Origin of the sequence: Paenibacillus kribbensis (assembly GCF_002240415.1) — a bacterium.
In the GTDB taxonomy this organism is placed as follows: Bacteria; Bacillota; Bacilli; order Paenibacillales; family Paenibacillaceae; genus Paenibacillus; species Paenibacillus kribbensis.
Genome location: NZ_CP020028.1, coordinates 5,396,263 through 5,416,027, shown reverse-complemented (window position 1 = coordinate 5,416,027; position 19,765 = coordinate 5,396,263). Strand labels below are relative to the sequence as shown.

At 46.6% G+C, this 19,765-nt stretch carries 16 protein-coding genes; 11 read left to right on the top strand and 5 right to left on the bottom strand.

Annotated features, from left to right (window positions below; all coding sequences use genetic code 11):
- Nucleotides 1-13 precede the first annotated feature (13 nt).
- Nucleotides 14-1,006 carry an SPFH domain-containing protein gene (locus tag B4V02_RS24170; protein ID WP_094156738.1) on the top strand — a complete coding sequence of 331 codons (993 nt, stop codon included), beginning with the start codon at nt 14-16 and terminating at the stop codon, nt 1,004-1,006.
- Between the two features lie 98 nt (nt 1,007-1,104).
- Here the strand turns inward: B4V02_RS24170 and B4V02_RS24165 are convergent, their stop codons facing one another.
- Nucleotides 1,105-1,641: a GbsR/MarR family transcriptional regulator gene (locus B4V02_RS24165; protein ID WP_094157080.1), complete on the bottom strand. Its 537-nt coding sequence runs from the start codon at nt 1,639-1,641 to the stop codon at nt 1,105-1,107.
- A gap of 214 nt (nt 1,642-1,855) precedes the next feature.
- On the opposite strand from B4V02_RS24165, the gene B4V02_RS24160 reads away from it, so the two are divergent.
- From B4V02_RS24160 to B4V02_RS24130, 7 genes are all read left to right on the top strand, one after another.
- On the top strand, nt 1,856-2,731 hold the full coding sequence (locus B4V02_RS24160) for a carbohydrate ABC transporter permease (protein WP_007428177.1): 876 nt from the start codon (nt 1,856-1,858) through the stop codon (nt 2,729-2,731).
- On the top strand, nt 2,731-3,570 hold the full coding sequence (locus B4V02_RS24155; protein WP_094156737.1) for a carbohydrate ABC transporter permease: 840 nt from the start codon (nt 2,731-2,733) through the stop codon (nt 3,568-3,570). Before B4V02_RS24160 ends, B4V02_RS24155 begins: the two co-directional genes overlap by 1 nt.
- Nucleotides 3,571-3,601: 31 nt before the next feature.
- Complete coding sequence (locus B4V02_RS24150) at nt 3,602-4,975, top strand: ABC transporter substrate-binding protein (protein ID WP_094156736.1); 1,374 nt, start codon at nt 3,602-3,604, stop codon at nt 4,973-4,975.
- A gap of 75 nt (nt 4,976-5,050) precedes the next feature.
- Complete coding sequence (locus B4V02_RS24145) at nt 5,051-5,818, top strand: HAD family hydrolase (protein WP_094156735.1); 768 nt, start codon at nt 5,051-5,053, stop codon at nt 5,816-5,818.
- A complete protein-coding gene (locus tag B4V02_RS24140) occupies nt 5,815-6,144 on the top strand; it encodes a DMT family transporter (protein ID WP_094156734.1) in 330 nt (109 codons plus the stop codon). The genes B4V02_RS24145 and B4V02_RS24140 overlap by 4 nt, the downstream gene beginning before the upstream one ends.
- 6 nt (nt 6,145-6,150) lie before the next feature.
- Nucleotides 6,151-7,179 carry a metallophosphoesterase family protein gene (locus B4V02_RS24135; RefSeq protein WP_094156733.1) on the top strand — a complete coding sequence of 343 codons (1,029 nt, stop codon included), beginning with the start codon at nt 6,151-6,153 and terminating at the stop codon, nt 7,177-7,179.
- A 201-nt stretch (nt 7,180-7,380) separates the two neighbouring features.
- Nucleotides 7,381-11,121: an alpha-L-arabinofuranosidase C-terminal domain-containing protein gene (locus tag B4V02_RS24130; RefSeq protein ID WP_094156732.1), complete on the top strand. Its 3,741-nt coding sequence runs from the start codon at nt 7,381-7,383 to the stop codon at nt 11,119-11,121.
- Nucleotides 11,122-11,273: 152 nt separating this feature from the next.
- Here B4V02_RS24130 and B4V02_RS24125 read toward each other — a convergent pair whose 3' ends face one another.
- From B4V02_RS24125 to B4V02_RS24110, 4 genes are all read right to left on the bottom strand, one after another.
- On the bottom strand, nt 11,274-11,669 hold the full coding sequence (locus B4V02_RS24125; RefSeq protein WP_094156731.1) for a type II toxin-antitoxin system death-on-curing family toxin: 396 nt from the start codon (nt 11,667-11,669) through the stop codon (nt 11,274-11,276).
- Between the two features lies 1 nt (nt 11,670).
- Nucleotides 11,671-11,964 (bottom strand): AbrB/MazE/SpoVT family DNA-binding domain-containing protein, encoded by a 294-nt coding sequence (locus B4V02_RS24120; protein WP_094156730.1) that lies wholly within the window; start codon nt 11,962-11,964, stop codon nt 11,671-11,673.
- 296 nt (nt 11,965-12,260) lie between these two features.
- The gene (locus B4V02_RS24115; protein ID WP_094156729.1) at nt 12,261-13,658 is read right to left on the bottom strand and encodes a phytase; all 1,398 of its coding nucleotides are present in this window, start codon (nt 13,656-13,658) and stop codon (nt 12,261-12,263) included.
- Between the two features lie 99 nt (nt 13,659-13,757).
- The gene (locus tag B4V02_RS24110; RefSeq protein ID WP_094156728.1) at nt 13,758-14,633 is read right to left on the bottom strand and encodes a helix-turn-helix transcriptional regulator; all 876 of its coding nucleotides are present in this window, start codon (nt 14,631-14,633) and stop codon (nt 13,758-13,760) included.
- A gap of 193 nt (nt 14,634-14,826) precedes the next feature.
- Between B4V02_RS24110 and B4V02_RS24105 the strand changes: the two genes are divergently transcribed.
- The 3 genes from B4V02_RS24105 (at nt 14,827) to B4V02_RS24095 (ending at nt 19,764) form a co-directional block, all read left to right on the top strand.
- Nucleotides 14,827-16,770: a glycoside hydrolase family 127 protein gene (locus tag B4V02_RS24105; RefSeq protein WP_094156727.1), complete on the top strand. Its 1,944-nt coding sequence runs from the start codon at nt 14,827-14,829 to the stop codon at nt 16,768-16,770.
- A 26-nt stretch (nt 16,771-16,796) separates the two neighbouring features.
- Complete coding sequence (locus B4V02_RS24100) at nt 16,797-18,170, top strand: glycoside-pentoside-hexuronide (GPH):cation symporter (protein ID WP_094156726.1); 1,374 nt, start codon at nt 16,797-16,799, stop codon at nt 18,168-18,170.
- Between the two features lie 202 nt (nt 18,171-18,372).
- Entirely contained in the window at nt 18,373-19,764 is a 1,392-nt protein-coding gene (locus tag B4V02_RS24095; protein ID WP_094156725.1) for an MATE family efflux transporter, read from the top strand.
- The last annotated feature ends 1 nt before the right edge of the window (nt 19,765 follow it).

The following is a 19,765-nucleotide window of genomic DNA, read 5'->3' as shown; positions in this document are numbered from 1 at the left end:
GGATGGATGCAGCATGGGGTTCTTTAGAAATCAATTTGCGAATGTTGTAGAGTGGGAAGAATTCAGAGATGATATGATTTTTTGGAAGTGGAGCAATCGTGAGATTAAAAAAGGCAGCAAGCTGGTTATCCGCTCCGGCCAAGACGCGATTTTTGTAAATAACGGCAAGATTGAGGGCATTTTTGAGAATGAGGGGTCGTATAGCATTGACTCTGACATTATCCCGTTTCTGTCTACATTAAAAGGGTTCAAGTTTGGATTTAACAGCGGCATGAGGGTGGAGGTTTTGTTCGTTAATACGAAGGAGTTCACTGTCAAATGGGGGACGCAGAATCCAGTGCTGATCCCGACTCCCCAGCTTCCGGGCGGTATGCCTGTTCGTGCCAATGGCACATTTAATTTTAAAGTGAACGATTATGTTACACTCATCGATAAGATCGCCGGGGTGAAAGAGAGCTATCTGGTTGAGGATGTGAAGATTCGGATTACTTCTGTGCTGGATCAGCTGTTAATGAAGTGGATCAGCAGAGAAGGGAAGGACATGTTTAATTTGCAAGCGAACGCTTCCGATATCTCGAAGGGTATTCAAGAAGACCTGGACATGCAAGTGATGGACAACGGTATGACGATTACCGGCTTCCATGTGATGAGCTTCAATTATCCGCAAGAGATCCAGGATATGATTACGAAGACAGCTTCTCATGAAATGATCGGTAATCTGCAAAAGTATCAGCAGGTGACAATGACGGATGGGATTGCATCTGGCAACGTAAAAGGCGGCGGAGCAGCTGCGGATATGGCGAGTATGATGATGGAGATGAATATAGCGAATGAAATGATGAAAAATGTGAACCTTGGCCAACAGCCACCGGCTGAGACTGGGCCTGTATCTGAAGCCCCCACTCCTTCTGGCGACCATAAAAAGCCTAATTTTTGCCCAAATTGCGGTACCAAAAACGAAGGAGCTAACTTCTGTCCGAATTGTGGGCAGAAATTGAGCGTGTAACTGATCATTTTTCGTGAAGAAAAGAGTGAGTTTCGAGGTTTGGATTGGCCCCGAAGCTCACTCTTTTTGCTGTCTGTTCTCCGTGTCTGCTTTTTAGTCTACGCATTTTCGTAAAATGCACCATTCCGCAGCTGGTCTACGAATTTCTGCAACCACATGTAGTACCGCTCTGCATGCTGGAGTTTATGCAGGTCCTGCAAAGCTTTCTCCCTCTCTTCAGGCAGGGTTGCTTCCGCCAGAATGATTTTGGATAGTCCTGGGATAGCTTCTTGAAGACTTTCCTCCATCACGTCAATTTCCCTTTGCAGCTTCGCTCCGAAGAAGTTCTGAAAGGTGCGAAAAAAGTCGGTCTCCGCCCAATAAAGGTCCTTTCGTTCCTGCTTTTCCTCCAATTTATATATCATTTGCGATTCGGTAAGAGAACGTACAGCGTAACTCATATTACTCTTGCTCATGTTCATAGACGTCTTCATCTCTTCCAGCGTCATAGGCCTATCTTCGAAATACATAATGCCATACAACTGGCCAAATGAATGATTGACCCCGTACAAATCCATCGTATTGGCAATTGCATCAATCACTTTCTCCCTCAATTCATTCCGGCAAGGCAACGCTGATTGATTCTGATCCTCCATAACCTCTTTACCCACAATCTCACCTCTACTATAAGGATGGGGTTTCCTTTTAATTCTTCATATTTTACATGACTCCCGTTATTTTAACATAACCAGGAATTAAATTTTTCAAATGTGCTGTACAATTATTTTTGTACATAAGAGAAAAAACGAACGTTTTGAAGTATTTTCGCATCAATGTAAAACAAAATTTGAACAACAAGGAGTGTGCGAAGTGCGTGTGAGACTATGGAGGGAGACAGAAGCGATTCTTTTCACCCTACCTGCTTTGATCCCACTACTGGTTTTTTGGCTGGGACCATTAGGATACATTGTTTATCTGAGTTTTACAGATTGGGATTTTATGAGTCCGGAAAAACGGTTTGTTGGTTTGGAGAATTACACCTATCTGTTAACGAATTCTGAATTTTATCAGTCTCTGAAAGTGACTCTGTTATTTGGCCTTGGGAGTGTTATACCAACGATTGTTGGTGGACTGGCGCTGGCCCTTTTAATGAACAGAAATATTAAATCGTCTGGTCTGTTTCGGACATTGCTGTTCTCACCCTGGGTCACGCCAACCGTAGCCGTCTCCATTGCATGGTCATGGATTTTCGAGCCCCGGGTAGGCCTCGCGAATCTTTTGCTCGGCTGGCTCGGAATTTCCCCGATTGGCTGGCTTCAAGATCCGAATTGGGCACTTGTAGCTGTCCTGATCGTTACGCTGTGGAAATCAATTGGTTGGTCAATGGTATTTTACCTGGTAGCCTTGCGTAACCTGCCATCCGATTTGCTGGAAGCGGCGTCGATTGACGGGGCAGGCAGCTGGGACAAATTCAGGAGTATCACCTTACCGTTGATTTCGCCAACAACATTCTTCTTGTCCATCATCCTTACGATTCAGTCGCTTCAGGCCTACGACCAGATTAATGTGATGACACAGGGAGGGCCGGCTGGGGCAACAAGGACACTGCTTTACATGTATTATCAGTCTGCGTTTGAATCATTCAATGTAGGCGAAGCTTCTGGCATTGCCGTCGTTATTATTCTGATTTGCGTATTGCTATCAGGGATATCCTTCCTGCTTGGCCGACGCCTGGTGCACTATTGATGAATATGACAGCTCTAAGTAAAGTAATCCGTTACCTGCTGCTTGGCATGATCAGTCTGACTGTGGCATTTCCTTTCTATTGGATGGCCATCAGCGGTTTCAAGACCAATGACGAGATATGGCAGTTCCCGCCAACGTTCTGGCCAGAAGCGTTCCGCTGGAGCAATTATATGGATGCATGGAATTCTGCCCCATTTGCTCGCTACATGCTGAACAGTACGTTTGTAGCAGCGGCGATCTGTCTGTTGCAGATTGTTAATTCCAGCATGATGGCCTATGCACTCACCCATATGCGTTTTCGCATGAAAGGTATACTCACTGGACTGATTCTGGTAGGCTACATGATTCCGAGTACAGCCGTCTATCTGCCTGGCTATCTGGTTCTCAGCGAGCTTAAACTGCTGGATTCCTATACGGGATTGATCGTAACCAACTGTGTCAGTGTTTTCTCCATTTTCCTGATCCGGCAGGCATTCCTGCAGGTGTCTCACGAACTGGTGGAAGCTGGACAATTGGATGGAGCTTCTCACTTCCGTATTTTGTGGACCATTATAGCGCCGCTGGTTCGCTCGACCTTTGCCGTGATGGTATTGATTACGTTCATCGACCAGTACAACAACTACTTCTGGCCGATGCTCATTACCAAGGACCCGAATCTGCAATTAGTATCGGCCGGTCTGCGCAGCTTTTTTGTGGAAGGAGGGGCCTATGGACTGGCGTGGCCGCAGATTATGGCTGCCAGTGCATTCACCATCGCACCGCTGCTTGTTATATTCATGTTTACCCAGAAAACGATCATGCAGAGTGTGAACATGACTGCTGGCGTAAACAAGAATTGATTTTTATAACCATTATATAGGAGGAATCACAATGGAGTTAGGCCAAGCACGTATGAAATGGAAGGAAAAAATAAGGCTCGGATGGAGAGGCGGCATGTCACTGGTGCTGGCTGCAAGTTTTGCCTTAATTACAGCGTGTGGTCCCTCAACCGCTGGTGGTCCAACCCATTCAGGTTCGGCTGCGAATGGAGCTGATTCCGCATCAAAGGGTCCAGTCGAGATTGAGTTCTGGTATGGCCTGGGCGGGAAACTGGGAGATAACATGAAGGAAAAAATCGACGCCTTCAATAAGTCCCAGAGCGAAGTCATTGTCAAAGGAATTGTACAAGCTGATTACACCGAGACGGAAAGGAAGCTGCAGGCGGCAATTGCATCCAAAAAGGTACCTGCGGCTGTACTGAGCTCTAATATCGAATGGGCTCACAAAGGCTATTATGCTCCAATGGATGAGATGATCGCAGCCGATCAAAGCTTCAACAAAGAGGATTTTGTTGAGACCTTTCTGAAACAGGGGCAGGTAGATGGGAAGCAATATTTCTTGCCGATGTACGGAACGACGCAGATCATGTATTACCGCAAGGACGCGCTGAAGCAGCATGGTATTGATCCAGCCAGTCTGACGACTTGGGAAGCCCTGGCCGATGCAGCAGCAAAGATGAGCAAACGTGAGAATGGCCAGACAACCTTCTATGGCTGGGAGCCGATGTGGGGCAGTGATAACATGGTCGACGCCGTGCTTAGCAAGGGCGGGAAAATCCTGAGTGATGACGGCAAGACGGTGATGATTGATTCACCGGAATGGATTGAGACTTGGGATCTGTTCAGCAAATGGATTCATGAGGACAAGATCATGGGTATTCACTCTGGTGGTCAAGGTTGGGAGTACTGGTACAAAACGATTGATGATGTCATGAAAAATAAGGCAGCAGGTTACACCGGCTCCAGTGGTGACCAGGGCGACCTGGACTTTAATGTCGTAGCAGCCATGGAACAGCCGGGCTGGAAGGGCATTGGTCAAGGTAAACCTGTAGCAAGTGCATTAATGGCAGGTATCCCCGCTGAAGCAAGCCCGGAACAGCAAAAAGCAGCGTATAAGTGGCTGACATATTTCTCTAAAACGTCGAATACAGCTTCCTGGTCCATGAATACGGGTTATATTGCGGTTCGTAAGTCTGCCCAGGAAGACCCTGATTTCAAAAAGTTCAGTGAGAAGAACCCGCAGATCAAAATTCCGCTCCAGCAGGCTTCTCATGCTTCTGCTCCGTTCCAGGATCCGACCGGAGGCAAGATCAATGATGCGCTGAAGGATGCGGCTGATCAAGTACAGATCAATAAAGTTCCTGCTGAGCAGGCTCTGAAGGAAGCCAAGGAGAAGGCCCAGAAGGAACTGGATCGGATAAAATAAGATCACCTCGGGAGAGCGGTGCAGACATGTACCGCTTTTCTGATCCAGTACGACAGCAGACAAGGAGTGTAAAATATGCCTGAATTAAACTTTGGGAACCGGTCTACCCCAATAGAGGCCATTCTGTTTGACAAGGATGGGACCTTGCTTGATTTTACAGCCATGTGGGGTTTCTGGACCGTTTGTGTGATGGAGAACTTCAGGGAGCGGCTTGTTGCTCGTGGGCTTCGATTCGCTAAAGATGAAATCCCTCATATATGGGGAACGTTCCATGATGAGCAAGGTGGAATGACAGGCTATGATGTACGGGGACCACTCGCCATGGGGACCATGGAAGAGGTTCGTGCGGTGCTGACATGGCATGGGTATCATGCAGGCTTGAGCTGGGCGGAAGCCAAAATCAACGTAAATGAATGTTTTTTACAAGCAGAATATGCAATCAGCAAGGAACGTCCTGTTCGGCCGCTGCCCGGAGTACGTATGTTTCTTGAGCTATGTCGCAGCCACGGAATGAAGATGGGGGTTGTGACGGCGGATGAGACGGATAGTGCGCTGCGCCATCTGGAATGGATGGGGATTGAATCTTTTTTTACGGTGGTTGTGGGTACGGATCAGGTTAAACGGGGAAAGCCGTTTCCTGATATGCTCCTGCTGGCTTGTGAGCGTCTCGGTATTCCAGCTGCACGATCTATGGTCATCGGAGATACAGATGGCGATATGGAGATGGCGCGCTCAGCGGGAGCGGCTTGGAAGGTCGCCGTCGGGAGCCCTGAACATATACAACTTGCCGATCTTACGGTGCGTTCGTTCCATGAACTGCTGGAAGCCGGGGTGAGCCGATGACGAGTCATTCTTATGTAGGAGGGGTTCTGCTTGCGCTAGCGATTGGATTGGAACTGAGTGGCACCATTTTAATGAAAGTATCGGGTGGTTTTGCTCGGTTGTGGCCTTCTATCCTCATGTTTGCCTGTTACGGAGCGAGCTTTACCCTGCTGAATTTTGCAGTAAAATATATGCCTCTTGGTGTCGCTTATGCAATCTGGTCAGGGGTAGGAATTACGCTGATTACTCTCGCAGGGCATTTCTTTTTCGGAGAGACTATGAAGGCGATCTCGCTCGTCTGGATGGGCTTCATCCTGATCGGTATTATTGGACTGAAATGGAGTTGATTTTGGATGGAAAATATAATTAAACCTGAACAACCGCTTGCCTGCTTTCAGGTCATTACCGATACGCATGTTACGGATCGTGTGGATCATATCCACAACCGTCATCTGGAGAAAGCACTGGCGGATATTACCATGTATAGCAGTGGCAGCAGCGGGATTATGCATGTGGGCGATTTGACGGATCGCGGGCTACCGGAGGAATACAGGCAGTTGCACCGAATACTGAGTATTTATCAGGAATCTTTGCCCGAGATACGATATACCGTAGGCAATCACGATATTGGGGATACCCTGTGGCAAGATCCGCCATTGGATTTGACCACAATGACCGAAGATGAAGTAGAGCGGGTTCTGGAGCATTCGGCAGCTACGGCTAAAGGAGAACCCGGCAGCACCGGGGAATCTATTTTACCTTTCACGTTATGGGAGAAACGATTGAACCAATTTGCAGTAGCCACAGGCATGAGAGGATCGTATCATGATCACTGGATTAACGGTTATCATTATATCTTTTTGGGGACAGAGCAGCCTCATCCCAAAAATTGTGATATGTCTGCTGAACAACTGGAATGGTTGGCAACGAAGCTGTCCGAAGATGCATCCCCTGATCGACCGATCTTTGTATTTCTGCATCAACCGCTGATAGATACAGTGGCAGGCTCGATGAAGGAGCAAGGCTGGTATGGAGTGACTCAGGATGCAGAGTTGAAGGCCATCCTGAGTCATTATCCTCAAGTGTTCCTGTTCTCAGGGCATACCCACTGGCAACTGGAGGCGAAGCGTACAATGTACGATGGTGGCGATCAGATGCCAACGATGTTTAATGCCGCTTCCGTAGGTTACCTGTGGACGGATCAGGATGAACCTCTTGAGGGTAGCCAGGGTCTGCATGTCGACGTGTATCATGATCGGGTTGTCGTTAAGGGGCGTGATTTTGTGACGGGAACGTGGATTGAGAATGCAGAGTATGTAGTTCAATTGCCCAAAATAAAGAAAACAGTCACCAATCATTTACAAAGTGACGATTCACTCTAAACAAGGATTGATCCATCTGAAAACCGCTCACTGAGCGGTTTTTTTGTCACATCTGACTGCTTATTGGAGCTTCATGTTCATTTTCAACTAACCGTAGATTGAAAAAGGTGTGCAGGATAAGGTACTATAGCTATATAGTATGCATTTATATTAATCAATTAGTTATTACATTAATAAAATATGGATATAGGAGCGACGAAGATGATCAAATTCCAGGATCAAATCATTGCGCGGTACAAGTTTGACGATGCAGGGAACGTCGGCAAGGATAGCGCAGGACAAGGCAATGACGGGGTTGCCTCCGGCACGAGTACACCTACGATTTCCAATGTTAGCGGAAGAGCGGCCTTGACGCTTGCAGGAGGTCCCAACGGCACATCCTATATCCGGCTACCTTCCGATCTGTTTAAAGATGTAAGCGATAACACTGGTGTCACAGTGACTGCCTGGGTCAACTTTGGCAGATTCACGGATATGTGGGAACGTGTTTTTGACTTTGGCAAATCCCATACAGGACCCTATATGTTCATGACACGGAACCTGCGCGGAACGCTGTTCGCCGGAGCAGACTTGTCCGTAGACCCGGGAATGGGCTTTGTCAGGGATGAGTGGATGCACGTAGCAATGTCCATAACAGGCACGGAAGGTGGCACATTAAGCAGTGCAGGACCGATGGTATATGTGAATGGCGAGGTAGTAGCGAACGGTTCTATCAGCCAAACGTCCAGCGGTAATTATGCCAAGCTGCGTAAATGGTTTGAGACGTTTGCAGAACCGTCCAACTACAGCAATAATTTTATCGGTCGTTCCCAGCACGCAGCAGATGTAGACTTTGCTGGCTCTGTTTCGGACTTTCGGATTTACAAAGCAGGCTTGTCCGCAGACGAAGTCATTGAGGTGATGTGCGATTCGTTGACGGACGAAGAGGTTGTAAAGCTGGCCCGCGACAAGTACTTGTCATTCCCAACGACGATTGTCACCGGGGATCTGACTTTGTCAACGGTCCTGATGGGCGGAAGGGTAAAAATCACCTGGAAATCCAGCCGACCGGATGTACTCTCTGACAATGGTCAGGTGCAGGCGATTACCTCTGCGCAGGGGGTAACAGTTACATCTTGCTTGACGAGAGGTCAAAGCCGGATTGAAGAAAGCTTTGAGATCTCGGTTCTTCCGAAAGAGCTGCCTCCGTATACGTTGAACATTCATGGGGACAAGGAAGTGCTGGATATCAGCGAAGTGATGTACGGCTTGTTCTATGAAGATATCAATAACGCGGCAGATGGTGGGATTTATGCGGAGCTTGTTCAAAATCGTTCCTTTGAATCCTTCGAGTTCGATACGTATTCCCATGCTTCCGGCGAATGCGGCTGCTCTACTGGACGTAACCGTAATCCACTGTTTGCCTGGTTCGGTGATACGGACAAGATGACTCCGCAGCATAGCGGCGGCTTAAATGAGTTTTTGGGTGTAAAAGACAAAGAAGTGAACGCTTATTATGTGACGGTAGAAGATGGAGCGACCATTCGAAATAAAGGCTTTGCGGACTCTAACCAGAATTGTGCCATGTCCATCCAGAAGGGGGATAAGTATGATTTCACGATCTGGGCGAAGGCTGAATCAGCGGGCATCATTACACTGCAATTGCAGGATTCGGATGAACAGGCGATTAGTGATTTGGTAACGGTGCAGGTGGAAGGCGGAAATACGTGGAAGAAGTACGGCATCGATTCCAAACTTGTGCTGACAGGCTCAGCTACGGCTCTGGGGCAACTGGCGCTTACATTTGCAGGGGATATTTCCATTGATATGGTTTCCTTATTTCCACAGGATGTGTGGGGTGCAGAGGAGGAAGGGCAATCTCCATCCGCACACGCCAATTTTCAAGGCAATCCCAACTACCGACTGAGAAAAGATCTGGTGAACGCGCTGGTTGACATGCATCCGAAGTTTTTGCGTTTTCCGGGTGGTTGTATCTCTGAGGGTTCGTTTATATGGGAAAATGTATATGACTGGAAGGAATCCATTGGCGATATCGAGCTGCGCAAGGAGAACTTTAATGTATGGGGCTATATGATGACGATGGGTCTCGGTTATATGGAGTATTTCCAACTGGCAGAGGACCTGAATGCAGCTCCGCTTCCGGTTATGGCCTGCGGCGTGCTCTGCCAAGCCCGTTCGGATTACGCTCATCCAGCGGGAGGCGCATTGAGAGAATACTATATCAAGAATTTCACGGATCTGATCGACTTTGCGATTAGCGTGGATTTTGAGCACAATGAATGGGCCGCCATGCGTAAAAAGATGGGTCATGAGGCTCCGTTCGATCTGCGTTATCTGGGTGTGGGGAACGAAAACTGGGGTACGGAATTCTTTGCCAACTTTGAGGTGTTCAAAACGTCCATTGACGAGTATATGGAGAAAAACTATCCGGGCTATGAGCTGCATATCATCTCCACGGTTGGCGCGCAGGCAGACGATGATGCCTATCAGCAGGGCTGGAAGTTCCTGAGTGGTAATATCACAGGTACGGCAAAGATTGCTTTTGCAGATGGTAGCCAAGTGATAGAAGAAACGGTGACCTGGTATGAGAAGCAAAAAGACTACATGGACACCATTGCGGATGAGCACTACTACCGTTCTAACGAGTATTTGTTGAATAATGTGGACCGCTATAATTACTACTATAGAGCTTATAACGCGGACGGTAGTATCAACTGGAAGGAGACGTCAAAGGTCTTTGTGGGTGAATATGCCTCAACGGATAAAAATACATTAGCGGGTGCAGTAGCAGAAGCGGCGGTGATGACGGGCTTCGAAAATAATGCAGATGTCGTCCGGCTGGCTGCCTATGCACCGCTGTTTAACAAGGTCCTGACAGACGGAACCTACAGATGGACCCCGGATTGCATTTGGTTCGATGACGAAACCGTATGGTTTACGCCGAACTACTATGTGCAGCAAATGTTTGCTCAGTATTTGGGCAATAAAGTATTGACCACCTCTTTCTCTACCTACAAAAACGGCAAGCCGATAGACCTTGTTCCCCATGGGGGAATTGAGATTGCGACAGGCAACGCGGAGGTTGTGATTAAGCGAGTGACCGTTACCTCCAATAAGGACGGCAGCGTGCTGGTGGATCAAGACTTTACCCAGGAGCTGAATCCAGCTTGGCGGGTGATTCCGGGTTCCGCAGGCTATACGGTGGAAGCAGGCAGAGGGCTTGTTCTCAAGGCCCAAGATAGCGGGCTGAACGGCTTGTACATCTTGAACGACCACTGGACGAATTACAAGGTGGAGGTGGTCGCTTCCCGCATTTCCGGTACGGATGGTTTTTATGTAGGGGCAGGGCTCACGGATATTTCTACCGAGAAAAAGAACGTCGTCGAATACGCCATCGGCTATGGTGGCAAGGCTACCGGCGTGAAGGTTTACAAGCAAGGCGTAGAAGGCTATACCTTGGGTGACTATTCTTCCAGTACAGCCGCAGGCAACCTGAGAGCAGCCAGCTATGAAGAGCTTGCTGACAACACGGATTACACCATCACAGTGAAATACGGCGGTGAAACAGGCGGCAGCCTCATCTGTTCTTACACCGACGGAGAGACAACCAGCAAAGTGCTGGATTACAAGCTGGAGGCTTATAACCGAGATGTATTCAACTCGGTGACCAAGGATGCTGAGCATGTATATGTGAAGCTTGTGAACGCCGACAACGTGGATAAGGCAACGCAGTTGAACCTTCAGGAATTAAGTGTGGAGTCCACCGCCAAGCTGATTACGCTCACTGGCGATTCCTCGCTTGTTCATGTGCCGAACGTGAATAAAAAGAATGACGAGAAGGTTGTGCCTACCGAGCAACAGATTCCGCTCGACACAAATTCTGTCCTTTTGCACTTGCCAGCTAACTCGGTGAATGTGCTGGTGTTGGATTTTAAAGCATAGGAAGCAGAGGGGTTAAAATATTACAATCCGTACAATAAAAGAGCGCGACTTCCGAATTCAATCGGCATTGCGCTCTTTTATTGTCTAATATAGCTACTGGTCTGAAGCGCAACAGGCACTTTCAGTGAAGGTACTTCATGAATCGTCCTTGCTTATTGTTTTTGTATAGATTTCTCGCGAAGAATACTCACAATCTGTTCGAGAGAATACTTATTATTTGCAATATCTACAATAAACTCAACGGCATATGAACGCTCTATCTTCAAATGATGTCCATTCAGCATCAGAAAAGACTTAACCGCAAGATAAGCGGTCCGTTTGTTTCCATTATGGAAACAATGGTTCTTAACCAAAGATTCTAATAAGGCCGCTGCCTTGTCAAACAATGACGGATACGCATCTTCACCAAACAAACTCTGCATAGGTCTATGTACAGCAGATTCAAGCAAGGCATGATCTTTGATTCCCGCCTGATCCGCGTCTTCCATTCTCTTCATCATATAATAGTGGCCTGCGACGAGTTCTTCTTTAGTTAGAAATTTTGTCATATTAGCGATCCTTTAAATCATCAAATATTGCTTTGTCCTCTTCAAATACATCATAAAATGCTTCCAGCACCTCAGGACGGACATTTTCAGGCAGCTCTAAATGACGAACTTTCCTCATTAAAACTTCGCCCTCGCCATTTTCAACGAATTCAATCTCATCACCTTGTACAATATTCATTTTCTCGGCAAGGCTTTTTGGCAGACTTACACCAAGGCTATTTCCCATACGACCTATCTTTCGGGAGTAACGTTTCGATAACGATTTTCCCTGATTCAACTTGATCGCTCCATTCATTTAAATGCTCCCCTTTCATATTATGATCGCATACTAAAAAGTTATACCTTATAACAGTTATAACTTTATGACTATGTATAGTTTATCATGTTTGAAAAGGAAACCACAACAAAAAAGACGCCCCTCAGAGCGTCTTCCACCTACAGTGGCACCTATAACTTCGGAAACAATTCGGAGTGGCACCATGAGACGGTTAGGAGATAGTAGCATTAGGAACATAAGTTGTATTTGTCCCTCGCTTTGGTGATTCCATCTGGCCAGAGTTGGGATATTGAGCTAATTTCCCTGACAGAGCATTACTGCGTTCTTCGGTTCACCAATTCACGCGGGTTGATGCCATCGTCTATGGTTAGCGGGATGCGCGCACCCTTGGCGATCTGCTCCCAAGGCACCATTTTAAAATTCTGATTCAACTTTTTGCCGTTCTGAAGATTCTCATCATCCTGTGCAACGAAGATACCGTGCGGGAAGTTCTTGCCTAATCCATAGCCGAGAACATCAATACCGTCTGTGAAAGAAGTTCCGTCGACTGTAGGGCTGGCGCTGATTGTAAAGTTGCTTATATAAGCATTGTCGCTTTGACGTTCATAGATCGCATAGCTGCTGTTTCCTTGGCTGGAGGCCATGAGATACCCCTTGCCGTCTTTGCCGTAATACAATGTAAGCCCCTCTATGTCATCTTGAAGTCGGCGTCCATCTGCAATATCAACACGTCGCAGCGGCTTGGAAGAACCATCCGGCTCGGCGTCGTATTTCCAAATGGCATGATCCTCTTCAGCGATGTAGACCGTGCCGTATTCATCATCAGCCACCATGCCCTCGGATTGCGTAGCCAGCTTGAACTGGCGGACCAGCTTGCCAGCAATTTTGCCGTTCCCGTTGTCAGTCAGCTCATATTGTTCAAATTCACCCTCTTTGCCCAACACGAGTGCGTAGAATTTGCCTGTCTTGAGGCTATGGTACAGGCTGAATCCGTACACTTCTTTCATAGAGGATTGAATAGGCTTATCAACCACGTTGGTCAACGTTCCGGATACCCCGTCAATGGCAAAGATATCTACGGTGTTGCTGGTGCGATTGGTGGCTCCTGCAATATCAATCGTCTTATCGCCCAGCTTAAATCCATAACGGATATCCACATTGTTCATTTTGCCGACTTTAAAGTTTTGCAGCTGCTTGCCTTCCAGATCATAGACCAAAATCCCGCCGCCTTTATTGGTGGCTACAATTCTGCTGTTCTCCGGATTGACCGGATTAAGCCAAATCGCAGGATCGTCGGCTGCGTCATCTCCATCCTCCACTGCTTCTGTTTCGACAGAGGGCATCACTTTATAGGTAGGAACAGCATCTTTAGGATCAGCATATTTGCTGTTTTCTGCCTTAAGCGTGGCAAGAAGCTTGGTAGGAAGATATATATTTCCACCGACCAGCTTGATTTCGCGATCCGCTTCCCCTGTTTGGCCAGCCAGGCGATATTGCTTCTCACCGACAGTAAAGGTTCCGACAATGCCATTTTTCAGCTTCACAGCAGCAGACTTGTCGTCATTGTCCCATGTAATTACAGCTCCTATTTTATCCGCTTGTGTTCGAAGAGATTCGTACCCGGTTGGCTGGGCCGCCCTCGCATGGGTCATTTCAGGTGATATCAGAATCCCTGTTAACATGGTTAATAATGCTAGTTTAGTAGCCTTCATATGTATGCTCCTTTTCTGAAGTCAAAATGATACAATCGGCTCATTATAAAGCAACAATATGAAAAGAATATAATGGAAATGTAAAGGCTGCGTAAACGTTCAATTGGCTGGCTTCCAGTATTGTTGTCTATAATTTTTGGGAGACATCCCGAACTTTTCTTTAAAGCATTTGGAGAAATAGCTTGCTTGGGAGAACCCTGTTTCCTCCGTAATTTGTTGGACGGACCAGTCGGTTTGCAGCAACAGACTGCGCCCCTGATCCAGTCGGTAATCCATTAAATATTCAAGTGGGGTACGTTGAAAAGCGGCCTTCATACATCTGGCAAGATAGTTTTGATGTACGTGGAAATGGGCCTCCAAATCTCTATTGGTGATTGTAATTTTGTAATTCTGTTTTAAGTATATTTCGATCTGTTCTGCTAATTTGGCGGAACTATTTTTATAATTCTCATCATATTCCAAATTCTTAAAAATATTCACAAACGTCTGCTGGGTCTCCCATAGAGCCAGCTTTCTAGGCTTTAAAGTAGAGGCTAACAAGTAATCCAATTTAGAAAACAACTCATGGGGATTGATTATTTTTTGAAATTTGGGTAAATGGATTGTTGTGTGCTCGGAATGAAAATGCAGCTCGGGAATGGGTGAGCTAGGTGTGATCGGGTTGGGTGAGGATTGCGCGCGCCACGTGCTGTTCGTTTGAAGATGAAACCAGTAAAAGGAGGTTTGTCCTGTACATGCTTCAATGGGAAAATGGTGTTTGTCCGGTTCAAGAATGAGTGCGTAATTTTCAGAAACTTTCCACGCTTCATCCTCTTCGCCGATGTGCAGCAGTCCTTCTTTGATGATAATAACGTCAAAATAGCCTAAGTTATAACGATTCGGATGCCAGTCCCCTTTTTGATAGGTAGTAAAATTCCCCTCAATGAAATAAGGCAATGGAGGAACGAGGAAAGATAGAAAGTCTGTTTTGCTCATGGAAGTCAGCTCCTTTGTGTGTGAAATCGTATAACTTTTAGTTAAAGATCGCGATTTTTTTTATAAATTCAGGTTGATAAAATAAGGACTGTAGCAAGGGAAGCCCAGGCTAGTCTGATCGTTATTATCATTACTTTATCCTTATTTTTTCAAAAATGAAAGCGTTCTATTTCCAAGAAGGGATGTTTATCCAATGAAAACGGCAAAGCCAGTGAAGCATGTCAGCGTTGATGATTTATTTTGGAAAAAGTATAAGCAGGTGGTAGCGGAAGAGGTCATTCCTTATCAGTGGAAAGCATTAAATGATGAATTACCAGATACAGAACCCAGTCATGCGATTGAAAATTTTAAAATTGCGGCCGGGGAATCCAGTGGGGAGTATTATGGAACCGTTTTCCAGGACAGTGATATTGCCAAATGGCTGGAAACCGTCGCCTTTAGCTTAAGGGATCATCCGAATCCTGCGCTTGAGGAACGGGCAGATGAAGTGATTGCGCTGTTGGGAAGAGCCCAAGCCGAAGATGGATATTTGAATACGTATTATCTGCTGAAGGAACCCAATAATCGCTGGACAAACTTAAGAGATAATCATGAGCTATATTGTGCAGGACATTTTATAGAAGCGGCTGTTGCTTATTATGAAACGACGGGCAAAACGAAGTTTCTTCACATCATGGAGAAATACGTAGATCTGATCCAGCAAATCTTTGGTACGGAAGAAGGGAAACGGAAAGGCTACCCGGGGCATGAAGAAATTGAACTGGCCTTAATCAAATTATACGACGTAACTGCAAAGGATCAATATCTCAAATTAGCGCAATATTTTATCGAGCAGCGGGGGCAGCATCCGATTTATTTTGCGGAGGAGAAAGAAAACAGAAAGCACATTCAAACAGAGCCTACCTGGAATGACGATAACAATATCAATTTTGGCTTGGGCTTCGAATACCAGCAGGCACACCAGCCTGTGCGTGAGCAAAAAGAGGCTGTCGGCCATGCGGTAAGAGCGATGTATCTATATATTGCGATGGCCGATCTGGCCGCGAAAACGGGAGATGCTTCCCTGTTACAAACCTGTGAAACGCTGTGGGAGGATGTAACGAACCACAAAATGTACATCACTGCCGGGATCGGATCTGCCGTCAACGGGGAAGCATTCACCTGCCAGCATGATCTCCCCAATGACACCATGTACTGCGAGACCTGCGCCTCGGTAGGGCTGGCTTTCTGGGCCAATCGTATGCTGCGCTTATCGCCGGACCGGAAATATGCCGATGTGTTGGAACGTGCGTTATACAACGGAACGATTAGCGGGATGGATCTGGATGGCAAACGGTTCTTCTACGTGAATCCGCTGGAAGTCAATCCGCATCAGAAATACAGAAAGGATCAGGAGCACGTAAAAACAGAGCGGCAAAAATGGTTCTTCTGCGCGTGTTGTCCGCCCAACCTGGCCCGCATGATCGCATCGGTCGAAGACCATATATACACCCAAACCGACGACACGTTGTATACACATCTGTATATTGCAGGCAAGGTGAACCTGAATTTATCCGGTCAAGCGGTTGAAATCACACAGACTCACCGTTATCCATGGGATGCAGATTTGAGCTTTTCCATTCATGTAACAGAGCCGACTTCATTTACATGGGCGCTGCGCATTCCGGGCTGGTGCAAACAGGCAGAGGTCAAGGTAAATGGAGAAGCCATTTCATTAGACCATCTGGAAAAAGGGTATGCCGAAATCCAGCGTATCTGGAATGACGGTGATGTGGTTTCCTTGCATTTGGCTATGCCGGTTGAACGCATTCGGAGCAATCCGCTGGTCTCCATGAACCAGCAGCAGATCGCCCTGCAACGGGGCCCCGTCGTATTTTGCCTGGAAGAAGTGGATAATGGGTCCAATTTGGCGGGATTACGATTGCCTAAGGAAAGCCTCATTACGGAAGAGTTTAGCGAAAACCTGCTGGGTGGAATTGTAAAGCTGACTACAGAGGGGTATCGGGTGAAAAGCTCAACTGCATTATATAGCTCGGAGCCTCCTGAGCTTGTTCCCCAGCAAATCACCGCCATTCCTTACTACGCTTGGTGCAACCGAGCCAAAGGGGAAATGCGTGTATGGGTCTATGAATCATAATTCATTCGCATGGGAGAGAAAAAATCATGAGCACGAGAATTGTGAGTACGGAACCACCCGAAAAAGCAGCCAGTACCGTTCCTTTTCATCGTAAGATCAGCTATTCATTAACGGATACAGCGGGCAATCTGCTATACTGTGTCATTTCCAGTTATCTATTATATTTTTATACGGATGTATTCGGTCTTTCTATTGGGATTGCCGGGACGCTGCTTTTTATCACCCGTTTTATCGATGCCATTGATGCCCCGATCTGGGGCATCCTGATTGACCGGACCAAATCAAAATATGGACAGAGCAGACCTTATTTTCTATGGCTATCCATCCCGTTTGCCGTGTTCATGGTTCTTACGTTTACGACGCCCAACTGGAGTGAGTCCGGGAAAATTGTATACGCTGCCATTACTTATATCATAGCCGGCATTCTGTATACAGGCATTAGTACGCCCATTACCTCCATTCTCCCTAACCTGAGTAATAACTCCAATGAGCGCGTCGTATTGAACTCCTTCCGTATGGTCGGGGGGAATGTGGGCTTCTTTATCGCCACGACGTTTACGCTGCCGCTGGTCGCTTTCTTTGGACAGGGGAATGATCAAAAAGGCTTTTCTTTAACGCTCATTTTATTCGGAATCATGGCGGTCATCATGTTCTTGATAGCGTTCGCCGATATGCGAGAAAATACAGCCGTTAAAACCAAATCGATTCCGATTGCCAAGAGCTTTGCAGCCATCAAACGCAACTGGCCCTGGATGCTCGTCGTCGCTGCTAACCTGTGCTATTGGATTGGCTTGAACATCCGTTCATCCACGCTCATCTTTTATCTGCAATACAATCTGGACAGCAAGGATTTGGTCCCTTTAATCAACGGGCTGACCTCTATACAATTAATCTCGATGGTTCTGATTCCGATATTCGCTAGAAAATTAAGCAAAAATTCGATCATGATTATCGGATTGGTACTGGCTGCACTGGGGCAGGTTGTGATTTTAATGGGAAGTGCCAACTTAACCCTAATCATTGCCGGCTGGATTATTGGTGCGTTAGGTTCAGGCTTTGCATGTTCAATGCCATTTGCGATGCTGTCCGATACAGTGGATTATGGGGAATGGAAAAATGGAATTCGCGCAAGTGGGTTCCTGACCTCCATCGGAAGTGCATTTTGTATTAAAGCGGGCAGCGGGATCGGGGGATTATTGCCAGCATGGGTGATGGGTAGCACAGGCTATATCGCCGGGAAGGTTCAAACGCCTACCGCATTGTCCGGCATTCAGTTTAGCTTTATCTGGCTGCCATTTATCATCTTCCTGATCGGGATCATTCCTATGTTCTTTTATAAAAAATTCGAAAAGAATGAAGCTTCCATTCAACAAGATTTAGTTGCAAGGAGATCAGAATGATTCATATAACATTTTATTGATAACATCACAGAGTGTTGTATTCTTGCTTGAAAGCCTGTTCACTAAGTTGAGCAGGTTTTTGTATTTTTTCTATTCAAAATGTGAGTAAAACTATTGACAGGATTTTCTTTTGGAGTGATACTTCAATGAAGGCTCTTCTGGTGAAGGGTTTTTTTCAATTTAAGAAAAAGAATGTGATGATATGAGTCAACTGAGTGTAAGAATGAGAACCCATGGCTTTCTGAACAAGCATTTTACAGGAGAGTCTATTGATTATCGACAGATTATTGCTCTGTTTATCCCGCTTCTAATTGATCAGGCCTTTATTGTGGGGCTTAATTTGGTAAATACTGCCATGATTAGCTCATCAGGGATGGCAGCGGTCAGTGCGGTAAATATGATTGATTCCCTGAATATCTTTCTGATTAATGTGTTTGTCGCGGTGTCCACCGGGGGAACGGTTGTCGTTGCGCAATATAGAGGAAGTGGCAACGACCTCATGGTCTCTAAGGCCGCATCCGGCACCATTTCCTCCGTTTCCTTGCTGGCCTTATGTATCAGTTTGTTTATGATTGCGTTGTATAATCCGATTTTGAGTGTCCTGTTCGGCTCTGCCTCACCGGATGTATTGGCCAACGGCAAGGTATATCTGCTCGGAAGCTGTGTATCTTTCGTTGGGATTGCAGTGGTTGAGGCGGTATGTGGAGCATTGAGGGGAATAGGGAAGACGAGAGCGTCTTTGGCGCTTTCTCTCATTATGAACCTTTCGTATGTGGTCTTAAATGTAGTATTTATCAATCTATTGCACATGGGTGTGCTGGGCATGACGATTGCGGTCAACGTGTCCAGATATGCGGCAGCCGTCTGCGCGTTGATCTACTTGGTCAGGGTAGATGATGATTTGCGTGTTCAGCTTAGAGATATGCTTTATTTTAATCTAGCGATGCTCAAAAAGATTCTGTTCATCGGACTTCCGTTCGCAGCGGAACAGATGTTTTTTAATGGGGGTAAAATTTTAACCCAGATTTTCATTGTAAACCTGGGGACAAATGCGTTGGCAACGAATGCCATTTGCTCTTCACTGGCCAACGTATTCCAAATTCCTTCGAATGCCTTGGCGCTTACCATTGTGACAGTGGTCGGGCAATGCATGGGTCGCCGTAATGTTGAGGATGCCCGCAAATTTACCAAATCGTTTATTTGGCTGTCGTCTTGTTCTTTTATTGTCATGGGCCTCATTCTGATGCCTTTGTTTAAGCCGATGGTGGGGCTGTTTCATCCGCCTGCTGAAATCGTAGATGACATTTTCACCGTCATGCTGATTAATACCTTGGCCCAAATCCCGCTTTGGTCCATCGCCTTTATTACACCCTCTGCGCTTAGAGCAGCAGGTGATTCGAAATTCACGTCACTCACCTCAATGCTATCTATGTGGTTGTGCCGGGTGGTGCTTGGATATATGTTGGGCATCGTCTTCAATTTGGGGATTGTCGGTGTCTGGCTGGCGATGGATATTGAATGGGGCGTGCGGGGGCTCGTGTTTCTTTGGCGTTTCCGAGGGAACAAATGGGTACAGCATCGTTTGATCGATTGAA